Raw genomic sequence first — 16262 nt, forward strand, 5'->3', positions numbered from 1 at the left:
TTTCTCCAAGGCGATGGCCTGTAATGTTATGTAAACTGGCGGTTATCTGGGGCTTGCAGCGCGACGCAGCCGGTCATTCAGTGCGTTTCCGATGCCGGCGTTCGGGATGGGTGCGACGGCAATTCGCGGCTTGCCGCTCGCGTCAGCGTCATGAAGCGCGGCAAACAAAAGACTGGCGGCTTCTGCGAGATCCGCATCCGGTGAAAGATTCCGGTCACCGGGCAGATTTCCAAAGCCGATATGATATTCATCATCCGCAGCGGTTTCAGCATTGAGGCGCAACGGCTTCGATGGCGCGTAATGCGACAGCATTTGGCCGGGCGCCTCGATCAGGTTGGTGTCTGCCAATATCGGCGCTTTCCCGGCGACGGCTTCCAGTTGCGCTTCTGTGACCGGACCGGGTCGCAATATCCGGTATTCTCCGCCGGCCACGGCGATTATCGTCGATTCGATCCCCCGTTCGCAGGGGCCACCATCCAGTATCAACGGCACCTTGGCGCCCAGGCTGCGCGTGACATGCTCCGCCGTTGTCGGGCTGATCCCGCCGCTGCGGTTGGCCGACGGCGCGGCGAGATACAGCCCCGACTGTTCGAGCAACTCGCGCATCACCGGGTGCGCCGGACAGCGCAGGGCGATCGTTTCGAGACCGGCCGTAACAGCAGCCGCAACCGGGCAATTGTCACGCTTCGGCACCACAATCGTCAAAGGCCCCGGCCACAAGGCGTCCGCGAACAACGACGCGAGATCGTCAAATTTGCCTAGTTTTCCGGCTGATTCGCGATCCGGGACATGAACGATCAGCGGATTGAAATCCGGTCGGCCCTTGGTCCTGTATATCTCCGCCACGGCGGCGGCATTGGTCGAATCGGCAGCCAGACCATAGACGGTTTCCGTCGGCACAGCGACCAGTCCGCCTGCGCGCAGACGGGCCACGGCCTCGCCAATAGTCGCATTGCCGTAACGGCGCGCTTCGCCGCCAATATGATCATTTGAGCCGGACATGACCCTGCGCTATAGCCCAGCGGAAAATCAGGCAACAACGGATAGCAAATAGATGAGTTTTACAGCCCCCGGTCGCGAACAGAATTTTGTGCTCAAACATATCGCCAATATCGGCGAACTGGCGAGCCACGAGCGCTTTGCCGGTGCGAGCGAGGATATGGTCGAAGCGATTGTCGAAGGCATCGGACAATTTGCGGCTGGAGAATTTGCACCGCTCAACCGGATCGGCGACACGGTCGGCGCGCGCTGGCAGGACGGCAGCGTGACCATGCCCGAGGGTTACAAGGAGGCTTATGCGCAATTCGTCGAAGGCGGCTGGGCATCGATTGACGGCCCGGAAGATTTTGGTGGCCAAGGCCTGCCCTATTCGCTCTCGGCGCTGATCCTCGAAACCTGCGGCGCGGCCAATTTCGCTTTCACCTTGTGCCCGATGCTCAGCTTCGGCGCGATCGAGGCGATCCATGTCCACGGGTCCGACGAGCAGAAGGCCCAATATCTGCCCAATCTGATTTCCGGCGCCTGGACCGGCACGATGAACCTGACCGAGCCGCAGGCCGGTTCCGACGTCGGCGCGCTGCGCTCGACTGCCGAACCGATCACGGAGGGCGAACATGCCGGCAAATACCGGATCAAGGGGCAGAAAATCTATATCACATTCGGCGAACATGATCTGACCGACAATATCATCCATCTCGTGCTTGCCCGTACCCCGGGAGCACCCGAGGGCACGCGCGGGATTTCGCTGTTCATCGTCCCAAAATTCCATCTCGATGCCGACGGCAAGCCCGGCGCGCCCAATGATGTGACCTGCGTGTCGATCGAGCACAAGATCGGTATCCACGCCTCGCCGACATGCGTCATGGCTTATGGCGAGCAGGACGAATGTATCGGCGAAATGATCGGCGGCGAGTTCGGCGGCATGAAGGCGATGTTCACGATGATGAACAATGCTCGCATCAATGTCGGCTCGCAAGGCGTGCAGATCGCCGAACGCGCCACCCAGCAGGCCAGCCATTATGCCACGGAACGGGTCCAGTCGGCCCGCGCCGGAAGCGGTAGCAAGGAACCGGTTGCGATCATTGAACATCCCGATGTCCGGCGGATGCTGCTGCGGTCGAAGGCGCTGACGCAGGCTGCCCGCGCGTTGCTCTATTATGCAACGTCGAGCGTTGACCGCGCTACCCTCGGCATCGAAGGAGCCAAGTCCCGCGCCGAAACCCTGACACCGCTGATCAAGGGCTATGGCACCGATGTCGGCAATGAAGTCGCCTCGCTCGGCGTGCAAGTGCACGGCGGCATGGGCTTCATCGAGGAAACCGGGGCCGGACAGCATTTCCGCGACGCCCGGATTGCCCCGATCTACGAAGGCACCAACGGCATCCAGGCCGCCGATCTGGTTGGCCGGAAACTGGGGCTGGACGGCGGCGAGGCTATGCAGACATTTATCGCCGAAATTCGCAACGAGGCGAAGGATGAAGAGAGCCTGCTGGCGCTCGCCGACAGCTGCGAGAATATCAGACAGTGGATGGCGAGCGGCGACGCGTCGATCGATGACCGGCTAGCGGGAAGCTATGCCTTCATGACCATGCTGGCGACCGCGACCTGCGGCATGCTGATGAAGAAGCAGCACCGGATTGCCAAGGCGGAACTGGGCGGCGGGAATGATCTTTTCCTCAAGGCCAAGCTGGTGACCACCCGCTATTATCTCGATCATATCGTCCCCGAAGCGCTGGGCCTGAAAGCGGCAGCAACGGGCGGAGCGGATATATTATACAGCCTGAGCAGCGCCGAGCTGGCCGGCTGATCATGACCGACACGGGCAACAGGGACGTGCTGGAACGCATTGCCGATGCGCTCGAACGTCTGGCTCCGCCAGTTGCAGAACCGCTCGATTTGGCGTCCGGTGAGGCGTTTCTGTGGGACAGACGCACCGCAAGGGCGATTGCGCCGTTCCAGCCGACCGAAATCGAATTGCTCACCGGCATTGATCAGCAGAAAGACCGCCTGCTGGACAATACGACCCGCCACGCGCAGGGTCACGCCGCCCATGATGTGCTGCTCTGGGGCTCGCGCGGCATGGGAAAATCAGCCCTCGCCAAGGCGGTGGTCCGGACGCTGCAGGCGCAAGGCGAGGATATTGCCCTGGTCGAGGCACCGTCGGACCATCTGGAGACGCTCCCGGCGCTATTCGAACTTCTGGCATCGTCGCAGCGGCGGTTTGTTATCTTTATCGACGATATCGGCTTTTCCGAGGGCAGCAGCGAACCGCGCACGCTACGCTCGATGCTGGAGGGCGGTGCCAGCCAGCGGCCGGCCAATGTCCGCCTCTATGTCACTTCGAACCGCCGCCACATCGTACCGCGCCAGATGAGCGAGCAGGACGATCCGGTAAACCCGCGCGACGCAGTCGATGACCAGCTGGCGCTTTCCGACCGTTTCGGCCTGCGGCTCGGCTTCCACGCCGCATCACAGGACAACTATCTCGCGATCATCGCCCGCTATGCCGAGGTCCACGGGCTGGAATTCGATCGCGAGGATGCCCTGCTCTGGGCGAAACAGCGCGGCAGCCGGTCGGGCCGGGTGGCATGGCAATATATTGTCGAACTGGCCGGACGGGCCGGCACGTTTCTGTCCTAGCCTATTCCTCGGCCACCGCAGCCGGTTTGGCCGCATCCTTGCGCGAGACCCGCCAGATAATGCCGCCGACATCGTCGCTGACCAGCAGGGCGCCGGTCTGGTCAAAGGCCACCATTGTCGGACGGCCACGCGCCTGCTGCTCGTCATCGACGAAACCGCTCAGGATCGTGACCGGCTTGCCTTCCGGCTCGCCGCGCTGGTTGAAATTGACATAGATCACATCATAGCCGGACAGGGGTTGGCGGTTCCACGAACCATGGCGCGCGACCACCGCACCGGTGGCAAAGGGCTTGCCCAGCGCCTGACCATGGGAAAAGGCGAGGCCAAGCGGCGCGACATGCGCGCCTAACGCGTAATCCGGACGCCGCTCATATTGCCGGTGATCAAGATTTTTCGGATCGACCCGCGGGTCGACATGACCGCCCCAGAAATGCCAGGGCCAGCCATAATGCGCACCCCAGCGCACTTCGGTCAGATAGTCGGGCACCATATCGCTGCCCAGCATGTCACGTTCGTTGACCACGGTATAAAATTTGTCGGTACCGGGCAGATAGGCCATGCCCACCGGATTGCGCATGCCATCGGCGTAGATGGACTTTTTGTTGGTCGCGAGTTCGACCTGCAAAATGGCAGCGCGCTGTTTTTCGACATCCATGCCGTTTTCACCGATATTGCTGCTCGAACCGACCGAGATATAGAGATATTTACCATCCTGACTGGCCAGCAGATCGCGGGTCCAGTGATTGTTCGGAGCCTTCGCGTTCAGATTGGCAACCTTGCGACCCTCGGCTGTGATTTTCGTGTCGCCTTCCGCATAGGGATAGGCATAGACCGCATCGGTGTTGGCGACGTAAAGCGTATCATCGATCAGCGCCATGCCGAACGGCGAATTGAGATTTTCAAGAAAGGCGAATGTCTCGTCGACCTTGCCGTCCTTGTCGCTGTCACGCAGCAGGCTGATCCGGTTGGCCGATTCGGTGCCCGCTCCGGCCTTGCTCATCAGGTTGCGCATGATCCAGCCTTCGATTCCGCTGTTGGTCCGCGGCGGGCTGTTGGTTTCCGCCACCAGCACATCGCCATTGGGCAGGCGAAACATGCTGCGCGGATGGTCCAGCCCCTCGGCGAACCGCTCAACCACAAAGCCTTCGGCTGCCACCGGACCTTCACCCTCGCCCCAGGGTTCGGCCTTGGCGATATTGATGGTCGGGAATTTTTCCGTACGGACATTGGTCAGATCGGGTTCGACGCCGGTGGTCGCATCGAGCGGCAAGCGCGCGGTATCGCCGCGGGTGAAATAATATCCTGCCCCGATCCCCAGAACGATGAGCAGAATCGCGATATTTCTAATATGTTTCAGCATGCGCGGATAATAGGTGGCGTCAATCGTCCTGACAAGCGCGGTCTGAAATGGTCAGCGGCCCTTCCACCATATGAGCAGTGCCGCCAGCACGCCCAGCGCCAGTCCGGCCAGCAAGCCGGCAGAAGGCTGTCCCATATAGCCGCCGATAAAAGCGCCGGCTATCGCGCCGATCGCAATGAATATGCCGCCGCCACTGCGGTTTTTCACGCCGTCTGCGGAAGATTTGGAAGCAGGTTCGGGGGTTTCTGGATTCATGGCCGCTGCCCTAAACCACAACGTGGAGAATGACCAGAGCTTCCCGCATGACTATGCTTAACGTTCTGGTAACCTTAGCTTTTGAAGATATTTCCACCGGTCGACCGTAAAGACGGTGATGAGCTTGGAGACGAAGAAGTCTCCCGAAACAGGAGCCATAAATGCAACTACCCGTATTCATTGACTCCACCCATTATAGCGATGCCGAGCGACTGATCACCAATTATGGCGAGGAAGCCGGTCTGGAAGCAGCCAACCGCGCCGACAAGAGCCGGTCTCTGGGCAATCATCTCCATTATTGCAAATGGCGGCAGGTCGAACGGCTCTGCATCTTGCTGGCAATCGACCAGTCAATCGGCACGGTTCACTAGCTATCGGTCGGGGTTGCAGACGATCGTGGCGGCCCCGTCGGTTCTCACCGTACAATTGGGCCTGCCGGCGATATTGATTCGTCCGGTGCCATTGTTGGTAATGATCGCTTCCCGCGTCACCGTCATCTGACTGCTCGCAGGTCCGCGGTGGATCAGCGTCAGCTTTTCAACCGTCAGTTCCGGGCCTTCAAACATGCTGGCTCCCTGCAGTTCGATCCGGGCGTCGCGTACCTCGCCCGCCATCGTCACTTGCCCGCCGCCGGTCATTGCCAGATCCAGCCGGTCCGCATCGATGGCATCGATATGCAATGTGCCAAAGCCGCCAAGACGGACGCGCGGATTGCGGCCAGACAATTTGTCGAGAGTCACCCGGCCCGATCCCAGGTGCAAGATATTGCTGATCGCATAGCTGCTAAGATACAGGGTTACCGGTCCGTCACCATCATAATTGTCACGGTCCAGCGACTTGGGTCGCACCGAGACGATCAACTGCTTGCCGTTTCGCTGCAGCGATACCCGATCCAGAAGCTCGCGAGTCTCTCCTTCTGCGCGGGCAGAGGGACCCTTGCCCGACATCAGCACCACATTCACGCCATTGCCGATCCGGATATCGTCAAAACCGAACAGGGAAAATTTCCGCTCTGCAGCCTGCGCCACAGCGGGCAGCAGCAAGGCGACGGAAAGCAAAACTATCGAGAGGAACCTCATAGCGGCCTCGCTTCGCCGAATTCCATCCAGCCGAGCCAGCGCGGGGTCTTCGGCGCATAATGGCCGGCATTTTCGATCAGCTTATAGCCGTTGGCTTCAAATGCCCTGGCCACCGGCCGGTGCAGATGGCAACCGCCGGCGATATGCTTCCACACGGGTTCGATGCGCCTTTGCCATTTTTCCGGCCCCTTGTCGGGTGCCCGGCCATGTTCGAGAAAGAGGATCTTGCCGCCGGGCTTCAGGACCCGCCGCATTTCCGACATCACCCGATCGCCATCCTGAACTGAGCAGAGCGTGAATGTGGTCAGCACCGTGTCGAAACTGGCATCGGCAAAGGGCATGTCCTCGCCGATACCGTCGCATATTTCCATGTCGAAACCGCGCTCGCTCGCTTCCTGGCGGGTATAGTCGAGCAGTCCCGCGGAGGGATCGAGTCCGGTCAGCCTGTTGACCCTGGACCGGTCGTAAAATTGCAGATTGATGCCACCGCCGCAGCCCAGTTCGAGCACATCGCCATCGGCTTTCGGCACGATCTGGCTGCGGTCCTTCATCACCGCCGGCTGCGAACAGGCGAAGCGGATCAGCTTCGGTACCGCATATTTATCCCATAGATTTGCCATCGCGGGCGAATCTGCCACAGCGGCGACAGATCGCCAAGCGATTTCAGCGAGATGGCCGGGCGATCAACCGCATTTGACGGTACCGTTGCCCATTACCCGCGACTTGCACTTCGCATCGCCATGGATGCGGACATCGCCGGATCCCATGACATTAGCGTCGACCGATCCGTCGGAGGACAGCTCGACATCGCCGCTGCCGGCAACCGCTATGGTGGCGCTCTTCGCGTTCAGATCCTTGCCGCTGATATCACCGGAACCGGCGATCGAAATCTCGATGGATTCCGCGGTGCCCGCGAGAGCCAGATTACCGGAACCGGCAATCTTGGAACGGAGCGAAGCCGAATTGATTTTTGCCACGCTGATATTGCCCGAACCGGCAATGCTCAGCGCGGACGAATCCGTGGTCATCGCATCGACCTGCATATCGCCAGATCCGGCGAGCTTGGCGTTCTTCAGCGACGGCGCGCTGATATAGATCGTGGCCTTGCCGCTATCGCCCCAGAATTTGTCATCACCATCGCGACCGATTTTGATCTCGTCACCGGATATTTTGTAGCGCAACTGTTCGATCGCGTCTGAATCGCCTTCCGCCCGGATCGAGAAATCATCCGCGGTGGTGAAGATCACATCATCGGGACCGGCCAGAGTGACGCCTTCGAACGCTCCGGGATTGCTGGCGCTGGTGCCGATGGCACTGCCGTCGGCAAAGCTGCTGCCGGAGCTGGATGCGGCATCGCCCACGGCATCGACAATCGACCCTTCGCAAGCCGCGAGCGCCAATAAGGGTGCCAAAAACAATATTCTCTTCATCCATGCCTCCGTTGCTGTATTAATCGACTAATACGCCCGCGCCGGATGGAGATCAACTGAAAAATGCTGCTCCTCCGGACAAAAAAAAGGGGCTGCCACATCTCTGTGTCAGCCCCTTTTCAATTTCGACAAACGCCGGAACGCTATCGATTAATCTTCTTTCACTTCATAATATTGCGGTGCCGCAATATTGAGAATATCGAGAATTTTCGCCAGAGCCGTCGGCTCGTCGGTTTCTTCCATCGCCGCCAGTTCGCGGGCGAGGCGGCTCGATGCCGCTTCGAAAATCTGTCGTTCGGAATAGCTCTGTTCGGGCTGGTCGTCAGCGCGGAAAAGATCGCGGGTCACTTCGGCAATCGAGACCAGATCGCCCGAGTTGATCTTCGCTTCATATTCCTGCGCCCGGCGCGACCACATCGACCGCTTGACCTTGGGCTTGGCTTTCAGGGTTTCCATGGCTTCACGGAGTGTTTTGTCGGAAGACAATTTGCGCATTCCTACGCCTTCTGCCTTGTTGGTCGGAACCCGAAGGGTCATCCGTTCTTTTTCAAAGCGCAAAACATAAAGTTCGAGTTGCATGCCCGCAATTTCTTCATTTTGCAGTTCAATAACCCGTCCAACGCCATGTTTTGGGTAAACAACATAATCGCCCACATCAAAGGACAGCACATTCGCAGCCATAAAAAGCCTTTCTTGAATAAATGGAAAAGAACGCTGCTAACGTTCGAATTTCGTACAAAGTGACGAAAAAACCCTTCCGTACATATGTTTAACGACCGAACACCACCCGCTTCCTCAGGTGTCCAGCCGCCAAGTGATGCTTATGTAGCAGATTCGTCACAAAAAAGCAATTTATCGTTGCATTGCACAACTCATCATGACCAGAAATGCCCATTTCCGGCATCTGGATGACAAATTCTATCTGTCCTGGCGCAACAATATCGCGGAACGGCTGTTCCGGCCAAATCCGGGCTTAGTCGCCAGCGCCGGGCTTTTCGGAGAAGAAGGCCTCGAACTTGCCTTCCATGCCCTTATATTCGTCGGCATCGGCTGGCGGGTCGCGGCTGACCGTGATGTTCGGCCATTCTTCGGAGAATTTCGTGTTGATCTCGAGCCACTTTTCCAGCCCGTCTTCGGTGTCGGGCAGAATCGCCTCGGCCGGGCATTCGGGTTCGCAGACGCCGCAGTCAATGCACTCGCTGGGGTTGATGACCAGCATATTGTCGCCTTCGTAAAAGCAGTCCACCGGACAGACTTCCACACAGTCCATATATTTGCATTTGATACAGTCTTCGGTAACAACATAGGTCATCTGGTCTTAAACTCCCCAATACCGGCCCACGATTTCAGGACGGCAGAATTTGTCCTAGCTATTGCGCAATTTCTGACACGTCAACAGTTGGTTTGGCCGCTATTTCAATTACCAGTCTGCAATATCTCATAACAGGATTGCGCCTGCAAAGCGCTGCTGCGACGTTCGGGTAGCGCAATGATGCGCACCACATGCACGTCATGGCCCTGCGGTACGGTGAGAATATCGCCCTGCCGAACCCGGACATGGCCCCGTTCGATCCGCCGGCCGTTCAGCCGGACATGTCCCTTTTCAGCCAGCTTGCGGGCCATCACCCGGTTGTGGGCAAAGCGCAGATACCAGAGCAGCTTGTCGATCCGCAGCACGGGCTGTGCTGCAAGGATGCGTTGCTCCGCCCTGCCGCTCAAGCCTGCATCCTATTTCTTCATGCTGTCCCGGAGCGCCGCCAGCTCGGCAAAGGCCCCGCCAGCGGTGGCGAGAACCGGTTCCGCCTTGCGCTTGGCGGGCGCGCCCTTGTTCTTTTTCTGGTGCTTCTCGCGGGGTTTGAAATAGCTTTGGTTTTTCTTGCGCGCCATGCCTTTCCAGCGCCAATATTGAACGGCCGGTGCCGGTTCTGCCGGATCGGATTCTGCGTCGGAAGAAACCTCTTCCACTGTCGCTTTCGCCGCATCCGCCGTGTCGGCAACCGCGTCCGGTGTGGCAGGCTTTTCCGCTTCCGTGCCGGTGTCGGCAGCACTGGCTTCCTGTGACGCCGTGGCCTCCGCGTCCGCCGGGACCACCGGATCTGCCGCAGCGGCAGGCGCTTCGACCGGCGCCGGCTTGTCATCGGTTTTGACAAAGCCTGCCAGATCGAGCAGCGCTTCATGACAGGCTTTCGACAGGCCGAGGGATGTTGCCAGAGCCGAGTCCACAGCGAATACCGCGTCCTGCTTGCGGGCCTCATGTGCCTGCTTGACCAGTCGCTCGACCATGTCGACCCTGACATATTCGTCGGCAATCCTGCGGAAACCGAGACGCGTGGCATGGCCGGCAGAGGAGAATGTCCCCTGTTTCAGATGCACCGCATTGTCTGGCGCCTGTTCGATCATCGGCTCTTCGTCATAGGCGGCAAACAAGGCCGTCCGCCAGAGCACAGCACCGGGCTTCATCAGCGCGTGGTGAAAAATATCGAGCGCGCCGAATACCAGACCGGCGCGGCGCGCGTGCCCGCGCATATCATTGTCGAGCGCCCGGACGGCCTGATCGATTTCGCGCCGCGAGAGAATCCCGCCCGCGTCGACAATCTGCGCGAACAGCGCACGCACCGCCGGCGGCGTTGCCGGCTCGTTGGCAAGAGCGTCAATCTTGACCAGCCCCTGCAAATGCTTCGCCTTCATCGAATCAACCCAGGCCTTGACCCGGTCCATGACCTTCTGGCTGTCCTCGGGCGTCATATCCTTGATCGAGCGCTCGAACCTGATCTCGGGTTGCAACAGCGTCTTGCCCTTCGTCAGGACCGCAAGCCGGCTGTCGCCCCAGAGGATTGCCGGCTGTCCGGCCGAATCGGCAACCAGCTCCAGAACGGAGTCCGGTGCCTTGGCAAGAGCGTCTGCATTGTCCGTCATAATCCGTCCCAAATATCTTTCTGCCGCAGCCAGCAGCATTTTTCGATCTTCTCTCCGGCTATCGGAAGGCACGACAAATTGAAAGCCCTTGAGTGTTCCTATTTCCTGTCCCTCGACCAGGACCTTGCCATCGTCATCGACGATGACATCCTGATGCAACATATCTTTCAGCAGACCGCGCATCAACACCCGTGTCCGCTTGTCGACGAAACGCTGGGTCAGCTGGCTGTGCATGGCATCACTGAGGCGCGACTCCAGCGCCCGGGTCCGGTCAACCATCGCTTCGGGCTGTTCCACCCAGCGGGACTTTTGCGCGATATAGCTCCAGCTGCGCGCGGCAGCGATCCGCGCGCCCAAAGTGGCGATATCGCCCTGGACATTTTCCAGCCGGGCAATTTCCTGCGCCATCCGGGCGTGGGGAATGCGACCCGATCCGCTGGCGAGATGCGGCCAGAGCGAAGCGACGAAGCGCGCCTGGTGATCGGCACCGACCTTGCGAAAATCTGGGATGGAGGCCGCTTCCCAGAGCAGCCGGATCTTGTCGGGTGATTGCGCGAGACCGGCCACCGCCTGATCCTGCGCCAGCCGTTTCAATACCGCCAGATCGACCGCTTCCGGAGCCGCCTGCAACCGGCGACCCTGCGGAAATTCCTCCAGCGAGCCGATCAGGCGGTCGACCGAACCGAAATCCGGCTCGGCGTTGCGCCAGTAGAGCCATTCCAGCTTCGGGAAATGATGCGATTCAAGATTTTCGATATCCTCCGGCTGCAGTTCGTCCGACGTGGCAAGGCCGGTCAGCACGCCGAAACTACCGTCCTTCTGGTGCCGGCCGGCGCGCCCGGCAATCTGTCCGATTTCCGCCAGGGTGAGCGGCCGGCGGCGGCGACCGTCGAATTTCTTCAGCGCGGCAAAGGCGACATGAGTGACGTCGAGATTGAGCCCCATGCCGATCGCATCGGTGGCGACAAGATAGTCGACTTCACCGTCCTGGTACATTTTGACCTGGGCGTTGCGGGTCTGCGGCGACAGGCTGCCCATGACGATCGCCGCGCCACCATGCTGGCGCCGCAGCATTTCGGCGATCGCGTATACATCCTCGAGCGAGAAGGCGACGATGGCCGAACGCCTCGGCAAGCGCGAGAGCTTGCGCGGGCCGGCATAGCTGAGGGTCGAAAACCGGGGCCGGGTGACGATTTCGGCATCGGGCAGCAAGGCCTCGATCAGTGGGCGCAGGCTCTCGGACCCGAGGATCATCGTTTCCTCGCGGCCGCGCGCGTGCAGCATCCGGTCGGTGAAAATATGGCCGCGTTCGGGATCAATGCCGATTTGCGCCTCGTCGATCGCGACAAAGGCGAATTCCCGGTCCATCGGCATCGCTTCTGCGGTGCACAGGAACCATTGCGCGTCTTTCGGAATGATCTTTTCCTCACCCGTGACCAGCGCTACCCGGTTGACACCTTTCAGCGCCACAACCCGGTCATAGACCTCGCGCGCCAGCAAGCGCAGCGGAAAGCCGATCATCCCGCTCGAATGGGCACACATGCGCTCGATGGCAAGATGGGTTTTGCCGGTGTTGGTCGGGCCGAGAACGGCGACAAGAGACGACTGGGAAAACGGGGACATTGCCGATACAACAGCCGATCAGGCGCGCAGTTGCAAGAGGCTTGGCGCAAAAAGCGCGGACGCTGACCGGATAACCTTGATTTTACACGATTCACCGCATGTAAACGGCCTGCACGGCGGCTTAATTTGACTTTAACCAAGTTCCTGCACAGAGGTTGCTCATATACAGGATGCAAAGTCATGAATTTGCATCGCAAGGGGTTCGTTTGTTCAAGAGTATCGACGATATCGACATGCAAATTCAGGGGTCTGCAGCGATCGCAGCCAATCCCCTTTCGTCGTCGCCAGCCCGAACCGGCCTTTCCCGAGAAAAATTCGCCGAATGGCGTGAATATCTTTCCGAACTCGACTGGGTGCCCGATCTGGGCGTCGACATCGGCAGCCCGACCTGGTTTCGCGGGCTGGTAACGCTGACCGCGCTGTGCGGCTTTGCGATCAGCGCGCTTCCCGATTTTGGTCCGATTGCCGGACATCGCGCCGAGCCGCTGAGCGGCTACCGCGCCGACCAGGCCCGCTCGCAAATGATTGCCCCGCTCGCTTATGGCTCCGACACCGGCATCAGGATGGCGGCGACGGACGCGGTGCGCCCGCTGGCGGAAAGTCCCGAACGGCCCTCGATCGAACTGGTCGCCACGCTTGGTCGCGGCGACAGCCTGCGCCGGGTGCTGCAGCGCGCCGGGGTCGCCAGCGACGAAGCCGCCCAGGCCAATGACCTGATCAGCCGTGCCGTTCCGCTTGGTGATATCAAGCCCGGCACCAAGATCGACGTGATACTGGGCCGTCGCCCGGCCAAGAATCAGGCACGACCGCTCGACCAGCTGGCCTTTCGCGCCCGCTTTGACCTCAATCTCGAGATATTGCGCGACAGCGCGGGTTTGAAACTGAACCGCAAGCCTATTCTCGTCGACGACACGCCGTTGCGGATCAGGGGCACGGTCGGTTCGAGCCTCTATCGCTCGGCGCGCGCCGCGGGCGCACCGGCTGATGCGGTGCAGAAATATCTCCAGGTCATCGGCTCCAAATTGTCGGTATCCCGCGACATCCGCGCCACCGACGAATTTGATATCATCCTGTCCTATCGCCGCGCCGAAACCGGAGAGGTCGAAGTTGGCGACCTGATTTACGCCGGCCTCGATCGCGGCGGCAAGCCGCAGGCGCAGATGCTGAAATGGCAGAGCGGCGGCCGGACCAACTGGTTCGAAGCTTCGGGTGTTGGCCAGTCCAGCGGCGAACTGGCCCGGCCGACCAACGGACGGATCACCTCCGGCTACGGCATGCGCCGCCATCCGATCCTGCGCTACAAGCGTATGCACAGCGGACTGGATTTCGGTGGCGGCTATGGCGCCCCCATTTATGCCGTGACCGACGGCACCGTCACCTATGCCGGACGCAAGGGCGGCTTTGGCAATTATGTCAAGCTGCGGCACAGTGGCGGCCTGGCTTCCGGCTATGCCCATATGAGCCGCATTGCGGTGAGCAACGGGCGGCAAGTCCGCCGGGGCCAGATCATCGGCTATATCGGCTCGACCGGCCTGTCGACGGGCCCGCATCTTCATTATGAACTTTATCGCGGCGGACGTGCCATCAATCCACAGTCGGTCAAATTTGTCGAACGCGCGCAGCTGGGCGGACGCGAACTGCGCCGTTTCAAGGGCGAGTTGCAGAAGCTGCAGCAAGTGGCACCGGGCGCGGCCCTCGCGCCGCTGAAAAGCGCTTCGGTACAAAGCGAACCGGAACGCGAGATCAACCGGCTGAACAAACCCCTGAAAAGCTAGGCCGGCTCTGCCGCAGCAAAGTTTTTACAGAAGAGTTGAGCAGCGCTTCCGGCTCGGCTAAGCCTTTCCCATGTCACAGCCAGCCTCTTTCCCGCACAGCCGATTGCGCCGCACGCGCACCCACTCCTGGAGCCGGGATATGGTCCGGGAGACGCGCCTGACGCCCTCCGATCTGATCTGGCCACTGTTCATCACCGGCGGAGAGGGCGTGGAAGAACCGATCGCCGCGCTGCCCGGCGTCTCGCGCTGGTCGGTCGACGGAATCGTCGAACGGGCAAGGGAAGCGCGCGATCTTGGCATTCCCTGTCTTGCCCTGTTTCCCAACACGCCGGCGGATAAACGCAGCGATGACGGCAAGGAAGCGCTCAATCCGGACAATCTGATGTGCCGCGCCACCAGGGCGGTGAAGGATGCGCTGGGCAACGATATCGGAATTCTGACCGATGTTGCGCTCGACCCCTATACCAGCCACGGCCAGGACGGGCTGATCGACGACAATGGCTATGTCGAGAATGACCGCACGCTCGACATGCTGACCAAGCAGGCGCTGAACCAGGCCAATGCCGGCGCGGACATTATCGCGCCATCGGACATGATGGACGGCCGGGTCGGTGCAATCCGCAATGTGCTGGAACTCGCACATCATCACAATGTCCAGATCATGGCCTATTCGGCCAAATATGCCAGCGCCTTTTACGGCCCGTTCCGCGACGCGGTGGGTTCGGGTGGGCTGCTCAAGGGCGACAAGAAAACCTACCAGATGGATCCGGCCAACAGCGACGAGGCAATTCGCGAAATCGCCTTTGATATCGCCGAGGGCGCCGACAGCATCATGGTCAAGCCGGGCCTTGCCTATCTCGACATCATCTATCGCGCCAAGTCAAAATTCAACGTGCCGGTCTTCGCCTATCAGGTGTCCGGCGAATATGCGCTGATCAAGGTCGGCGCCGAAGCCGGCGTCGGCGACCATGACGCGCTGATGATGGAGAAGCTGCTCGCGTTCAAGCGGGCCGGATGCTCGGGCATACTCACCTATTTCGCCGCCGATGCGGCGCGTTTGCTGAATGGCTGAGAAAACCGGCGATATTGTCCTGGAAACCGAGCGGCTGATCCTGCGCAAATGGCGCGCGAGCGATATCGAGCCGTTCATGGAGCATCTCAACACCCGCAATGTCATGCGCTGGCTGGGCGGGGTGCAGAGCCGCGAGAAATTCGACGCCGCGATGCAGCGGCTGGAAGGCTATGACCGCGACTTCGGCCACACATTCTGGATCGTCGAGCGCAAGTCCGACGGAGAAATCCTCGGCTTTTGCGGCCTCAAGAGGGTCAACGCACCGCAACCCAAGCTGACCGGCGCCCATGAAATCGGCTGGCGTCTGCGCGAGGATGCCTGGGGCAAAGGCTATGCGCGCGAAGCCGCAACGGCCTGTCTGGACGCTGCCTTCAGCCGCTGGAACGCCCCTTATGTCGTTGCCCTGACGGTCGCCGGCAACGAGCCGAGCTGGGGCTTGATGAAACGCCTCGGCATGACCCACCGTCCAGAACTGGATTTTCACGATCCCGATTATGGCGAAGACCTGAACCCGACCATTGTCTACAAAATCGAAGCCGAAGACTGGAGCTCCAACGCATGACCCAAGCCCTCATTCTGCCGTTCAACGGCAAAAGCCCGAAAATCCATTCCAGCGCCTTTATCGCGCCGGGCTGCAAGATCATCGGCGATGTCGAAATCGGGCCCGAATCGAGCGTCTGGTATAATTGCGTGATTCGCGCTGACGTGAATTTCATCCGGATCGGCGCGCGCAGCAATATCCAGGACGGCACCACCATCCATTGCGACAGCGCCACGCCGGCGACGCCCAACGGCAATCCGACGATCATCGGTGATGATGTTCTGGTCGGCCATATGGTGATGCTGCACGGTGCGACGCTGGAAGATCGCGCCTTTGTCGGCCTGAGCACGACGGTGATGGACGGCTGCGTGATCGAGGGCGACGCTATGCTCGCCGCCGGTGCGACGCTGACCCCGAACAAGCGAATCCCCTCGGGACAGCTCTGGGCCGGATCGCCCGCAAAATATATGCGCGACCTGACCGAACCGGCGATTGCCGGCATGCGGATGGGCGTCGCCCATTATGTGGAAAATGCCAAAGCGCACAAGGCCGCGATCGACGCGCTGTAGCTT

At 60.3% G+C, this 16262-nt stretch carries 17 protein-coding genes; 7 read left to right on the forward strand and 10 right to left on the reverse strand.

The annotated features are described in order from the left end of the window. Nucleotides 1–42: 42 nt before the first annotated feature. A complete protein-coding gene (locus CHN51_RS03835) occupies nucleotides 43–1002 on the reverse strand; it encodes an L-threonylcarbamoyladenylate synthase (RefSeq protein ID WP_100092832.1) in 960 nt (319 codons plus the stop codon). Between the two features lie 52 nt (nucleotides 1003–1054). On the opposite strand from CHN51_RS03835, the gene CHN51_RS03840 reads away from it, so the two are divergent. Both CHN51_RS03840 and CHN51_RS03845 read left to right on the forward strand, forming a co-directional pair. Next, the gene (locus CHN51_RS03840) at nucleotides 1055–2806 is read left to right on the forward strand and encodes an acyl-CoA dehydrogenase (protein WP_100092833.1); all 1752 of its coding nucleotides are present in this window, start codon (nucleotides 1055–1057) and stop codon (nucleotides 2804–2806) included. A gap of 2 nt (nucleotides 2807–2808) precedes the next feature. Beyond that, the gene (locus tag CHN51_RS03845) at nucleotides 2809–3639 is read left to right on the forward strand and encodes an ATP-binding protein (protein WP_100092834.1); all 831 of its coding nucleotides are present in this window, start codon (nucleotides 2809–2811) and stop codon (nucleotides 3637–3639) included. Between the two features lies 1 nt (nucleotide 3640). On the opposite strand, the gene CHN51_RS03850 is transcribed toward CHN51_RS03845, so the two are convergent. Further along, the gene (locus tag CHN51_RS03850) at nucleotides 3641–4999 is read right to left on the reverse strand and encodes a sorbosone dehydrogenase family protein (RefSeq protein ID WP_100092835.1); all 1359 of its coding nucleotides are present in this window, start codon (nucleotides 4997–4999) and stop codon (nucleotides 3641–3643) included. A gap of 51 nt (nucleotides 5000–5050) precedes the next feature. Further along, nucleotides 5051–5254, reverse strand: a complete 204-nt coding sequence (locus CHN51_RS03855; RefSeq protein ID WP_100092836.1) for a hypothetical protein — start codon at nucleotides 5252–5254, stop codon at nucleotides 5051–5053. Between the two features lie 161 nt (nucleotides 5255–5415). On the opposite strand from CHN51_RS03855, the gene CHN51_RS03860 reads away from it, so the two are divergent. Further along, nucleotides 5416–5625, forward strand: coding sequence for a hypothetical protein (locus CHN51_RS03860; RefSeq protein WP_100092837.1), 210 nt, complete (start codon nucleotides 5416–5418; stop codon nucleotides 5623–5625). On the opposite strand, the gene CHN51_RS03865 is transcribed toward CHN51_RS03860, so the two are convergent. The 7 genes from CHN51_RS03865 to CHN51_RS03895 all read right to left on the reverse strand — a co-directional run bounded on the left by CHN51_RS03865 (nucleotide 5626) and on the right by CHN51_RS03895 (nucleotide 12302). Beyond that, complete coding sequence (locus CHN51_RS03865; RefSeq protein ID WP_100092838.1) at nucleotides 5626–6333, reverse strand: DUF2807 domain-containing protein; 708 nt, start codon at nucleotides 6331–6333, stop codon at nucleotides 5626–5628. It abuts the gene before it with no gap. Next, the gene (locus CHN51_RS03870; protein ID WP_100092839.1) at nucleotides 6330–6953 is read right to left on the reverse strand and encodes a class I SAM-dependent methyltransferase; all 624 of its coding nucleotides are present in this window, start codon (nucleotides 6951–6953) and stop codon (nucleotides 6330–6332) included. Before CHN51_RS03870 ends, CHN51_RS03865 begins: the two co-directional genes overlap by 4 nt. Nucleotides 6954–7016: 63 nt before the next feature. Next, complete coding sequence (locus tag CHN51_RS03875) at nucleotides 7017–7763, reverse strand: head GIN domain-containing protein (protein ID WP_100092840.1); 747 nt, start codon at nucleotides 7761–7763, stop codon at nucleotides 7017–7019. Nucleotides 7764–7913: 150 nt separating this feature from the next. After that, a complete protein-coding gene (locus CHN51_RS03880) occupies nucleotides 7914–8444 on the reverse strand; it encodes a CarD family transcriptional regulator (RefSeq protein ID WP_100092841.1) in 531 nt (176 codons plus the stop codon). 292 nt (nucleotides 8445–8736) lie between these two features. Further along, complete coding sequence (gene fdxA, locus CHN51_RS03885; protein ID WP_100092842.1) at nucleotides 8737–9075, reverse strand: ferredoxin FdxA; 339 nt, start codon at nucleotides 9073–9075, stop codon at nucleotides 8737–8739. 104 nt (nucleotides 9076–9179) lie between these two features. Continuing rightward, nucleotides 9180–9386: a S4 domain-containing protein gene (locus CHN51_RS03890; protein WP_240616938.1), complete on the reverse strand. Its 207-nt coding sequence runs from the start codon at nucleotides 9384–9386 to the stop codon at nucleotides 9180–9182. Nucleotides 9387–9491: 105 nt separating this feature from the next. Beyond that, entirely contained in the window at nucleotides 9492–12302 is a 2811-nt protein-coding gene (locus CHN51_RS03895; RefSeq protein ID WP_100092843.1) for a helicase-related protein, read from the reverse strand. A 206-nt stretch (nucleotides 12303–12508) separates the two neighbouring features. On the opposite strand from CHN51_RS03895, the gene CHN51_RS03900 reads away from it, so the two are divergent. The 4 genes from CHN51_RS03900 to CHN51_RS03915 all read left to right on the forward strand — a co-directional run bounded on the left by CHN51_RS03900 (nucleotide 12509) and on the right by CHN51_RS03915 (nucleotide 16259). Next, a complete protein-coding gene (locus CHN51_RS03900) occupies nucleotides 12509–14077 on the forward strand; it encodes a M23 family metallopeptidase (protein ID WP_240616856.1) in 1569 nt (522 codons plus the stop codon). Between the two features lie 70 nt (nucleotides 14078–14147). Further along, nucleotides 14148–15149 (forward strand): porphobilinogen synthase, encoded by a 1002-nt coding sequence (gene hemB, locus CHN51_RS03905; protein WP_100092844.1) that lies wholly within the window; start codon nucleotides 14148–14150, stop codon nucleotides 15147–15149. Further along, the gene (locus CHN51_RS03910) at nucleotides 15142–15711 is read left to right on the forward strand and encodes a GNAT family N-acetyltransferase (RefSeq protein ID WP_100092845.1); all 570 of its coding nucleotides are present in this window, start codon (nucleotides 15142–15144) and stop codon (nucleotides 15709–15711) included. Before hemB ends, CHN51_RS03910 begins: the two co-directional genes overlap by 8 nt. Further along, the gene (locus tag CHN51_RS03915; RefSeq protein WP_100092846.1) at nucleotides 15708–16259 is read left to right on the forward strand and encodes a gamma carbonic anhydrase family protein; all 552 of its coding nucleotides are present in this window, start codon (nucleotides 15708–15710) and stop codon (nucleotides 16257–16259) included. Before CHN51_RS03910 ends, CHN51_RS03915 begins: the two co-directional genes overlap by 4 nt. The last annotated feature ends 3 nt before the right edge of the window (nucleotides 16260–16262 follow it).

It is taken from the genome of Sphingorhabdus sp. YGSMI21 (assembly GCF_002776575.1).
Taxonomy (GTDB): Bacteria; Pseudomonadota; Alphaproteobacteria; order Sphingomonadales; family Sphingomonadaceae; genus Parasphingorhabdus.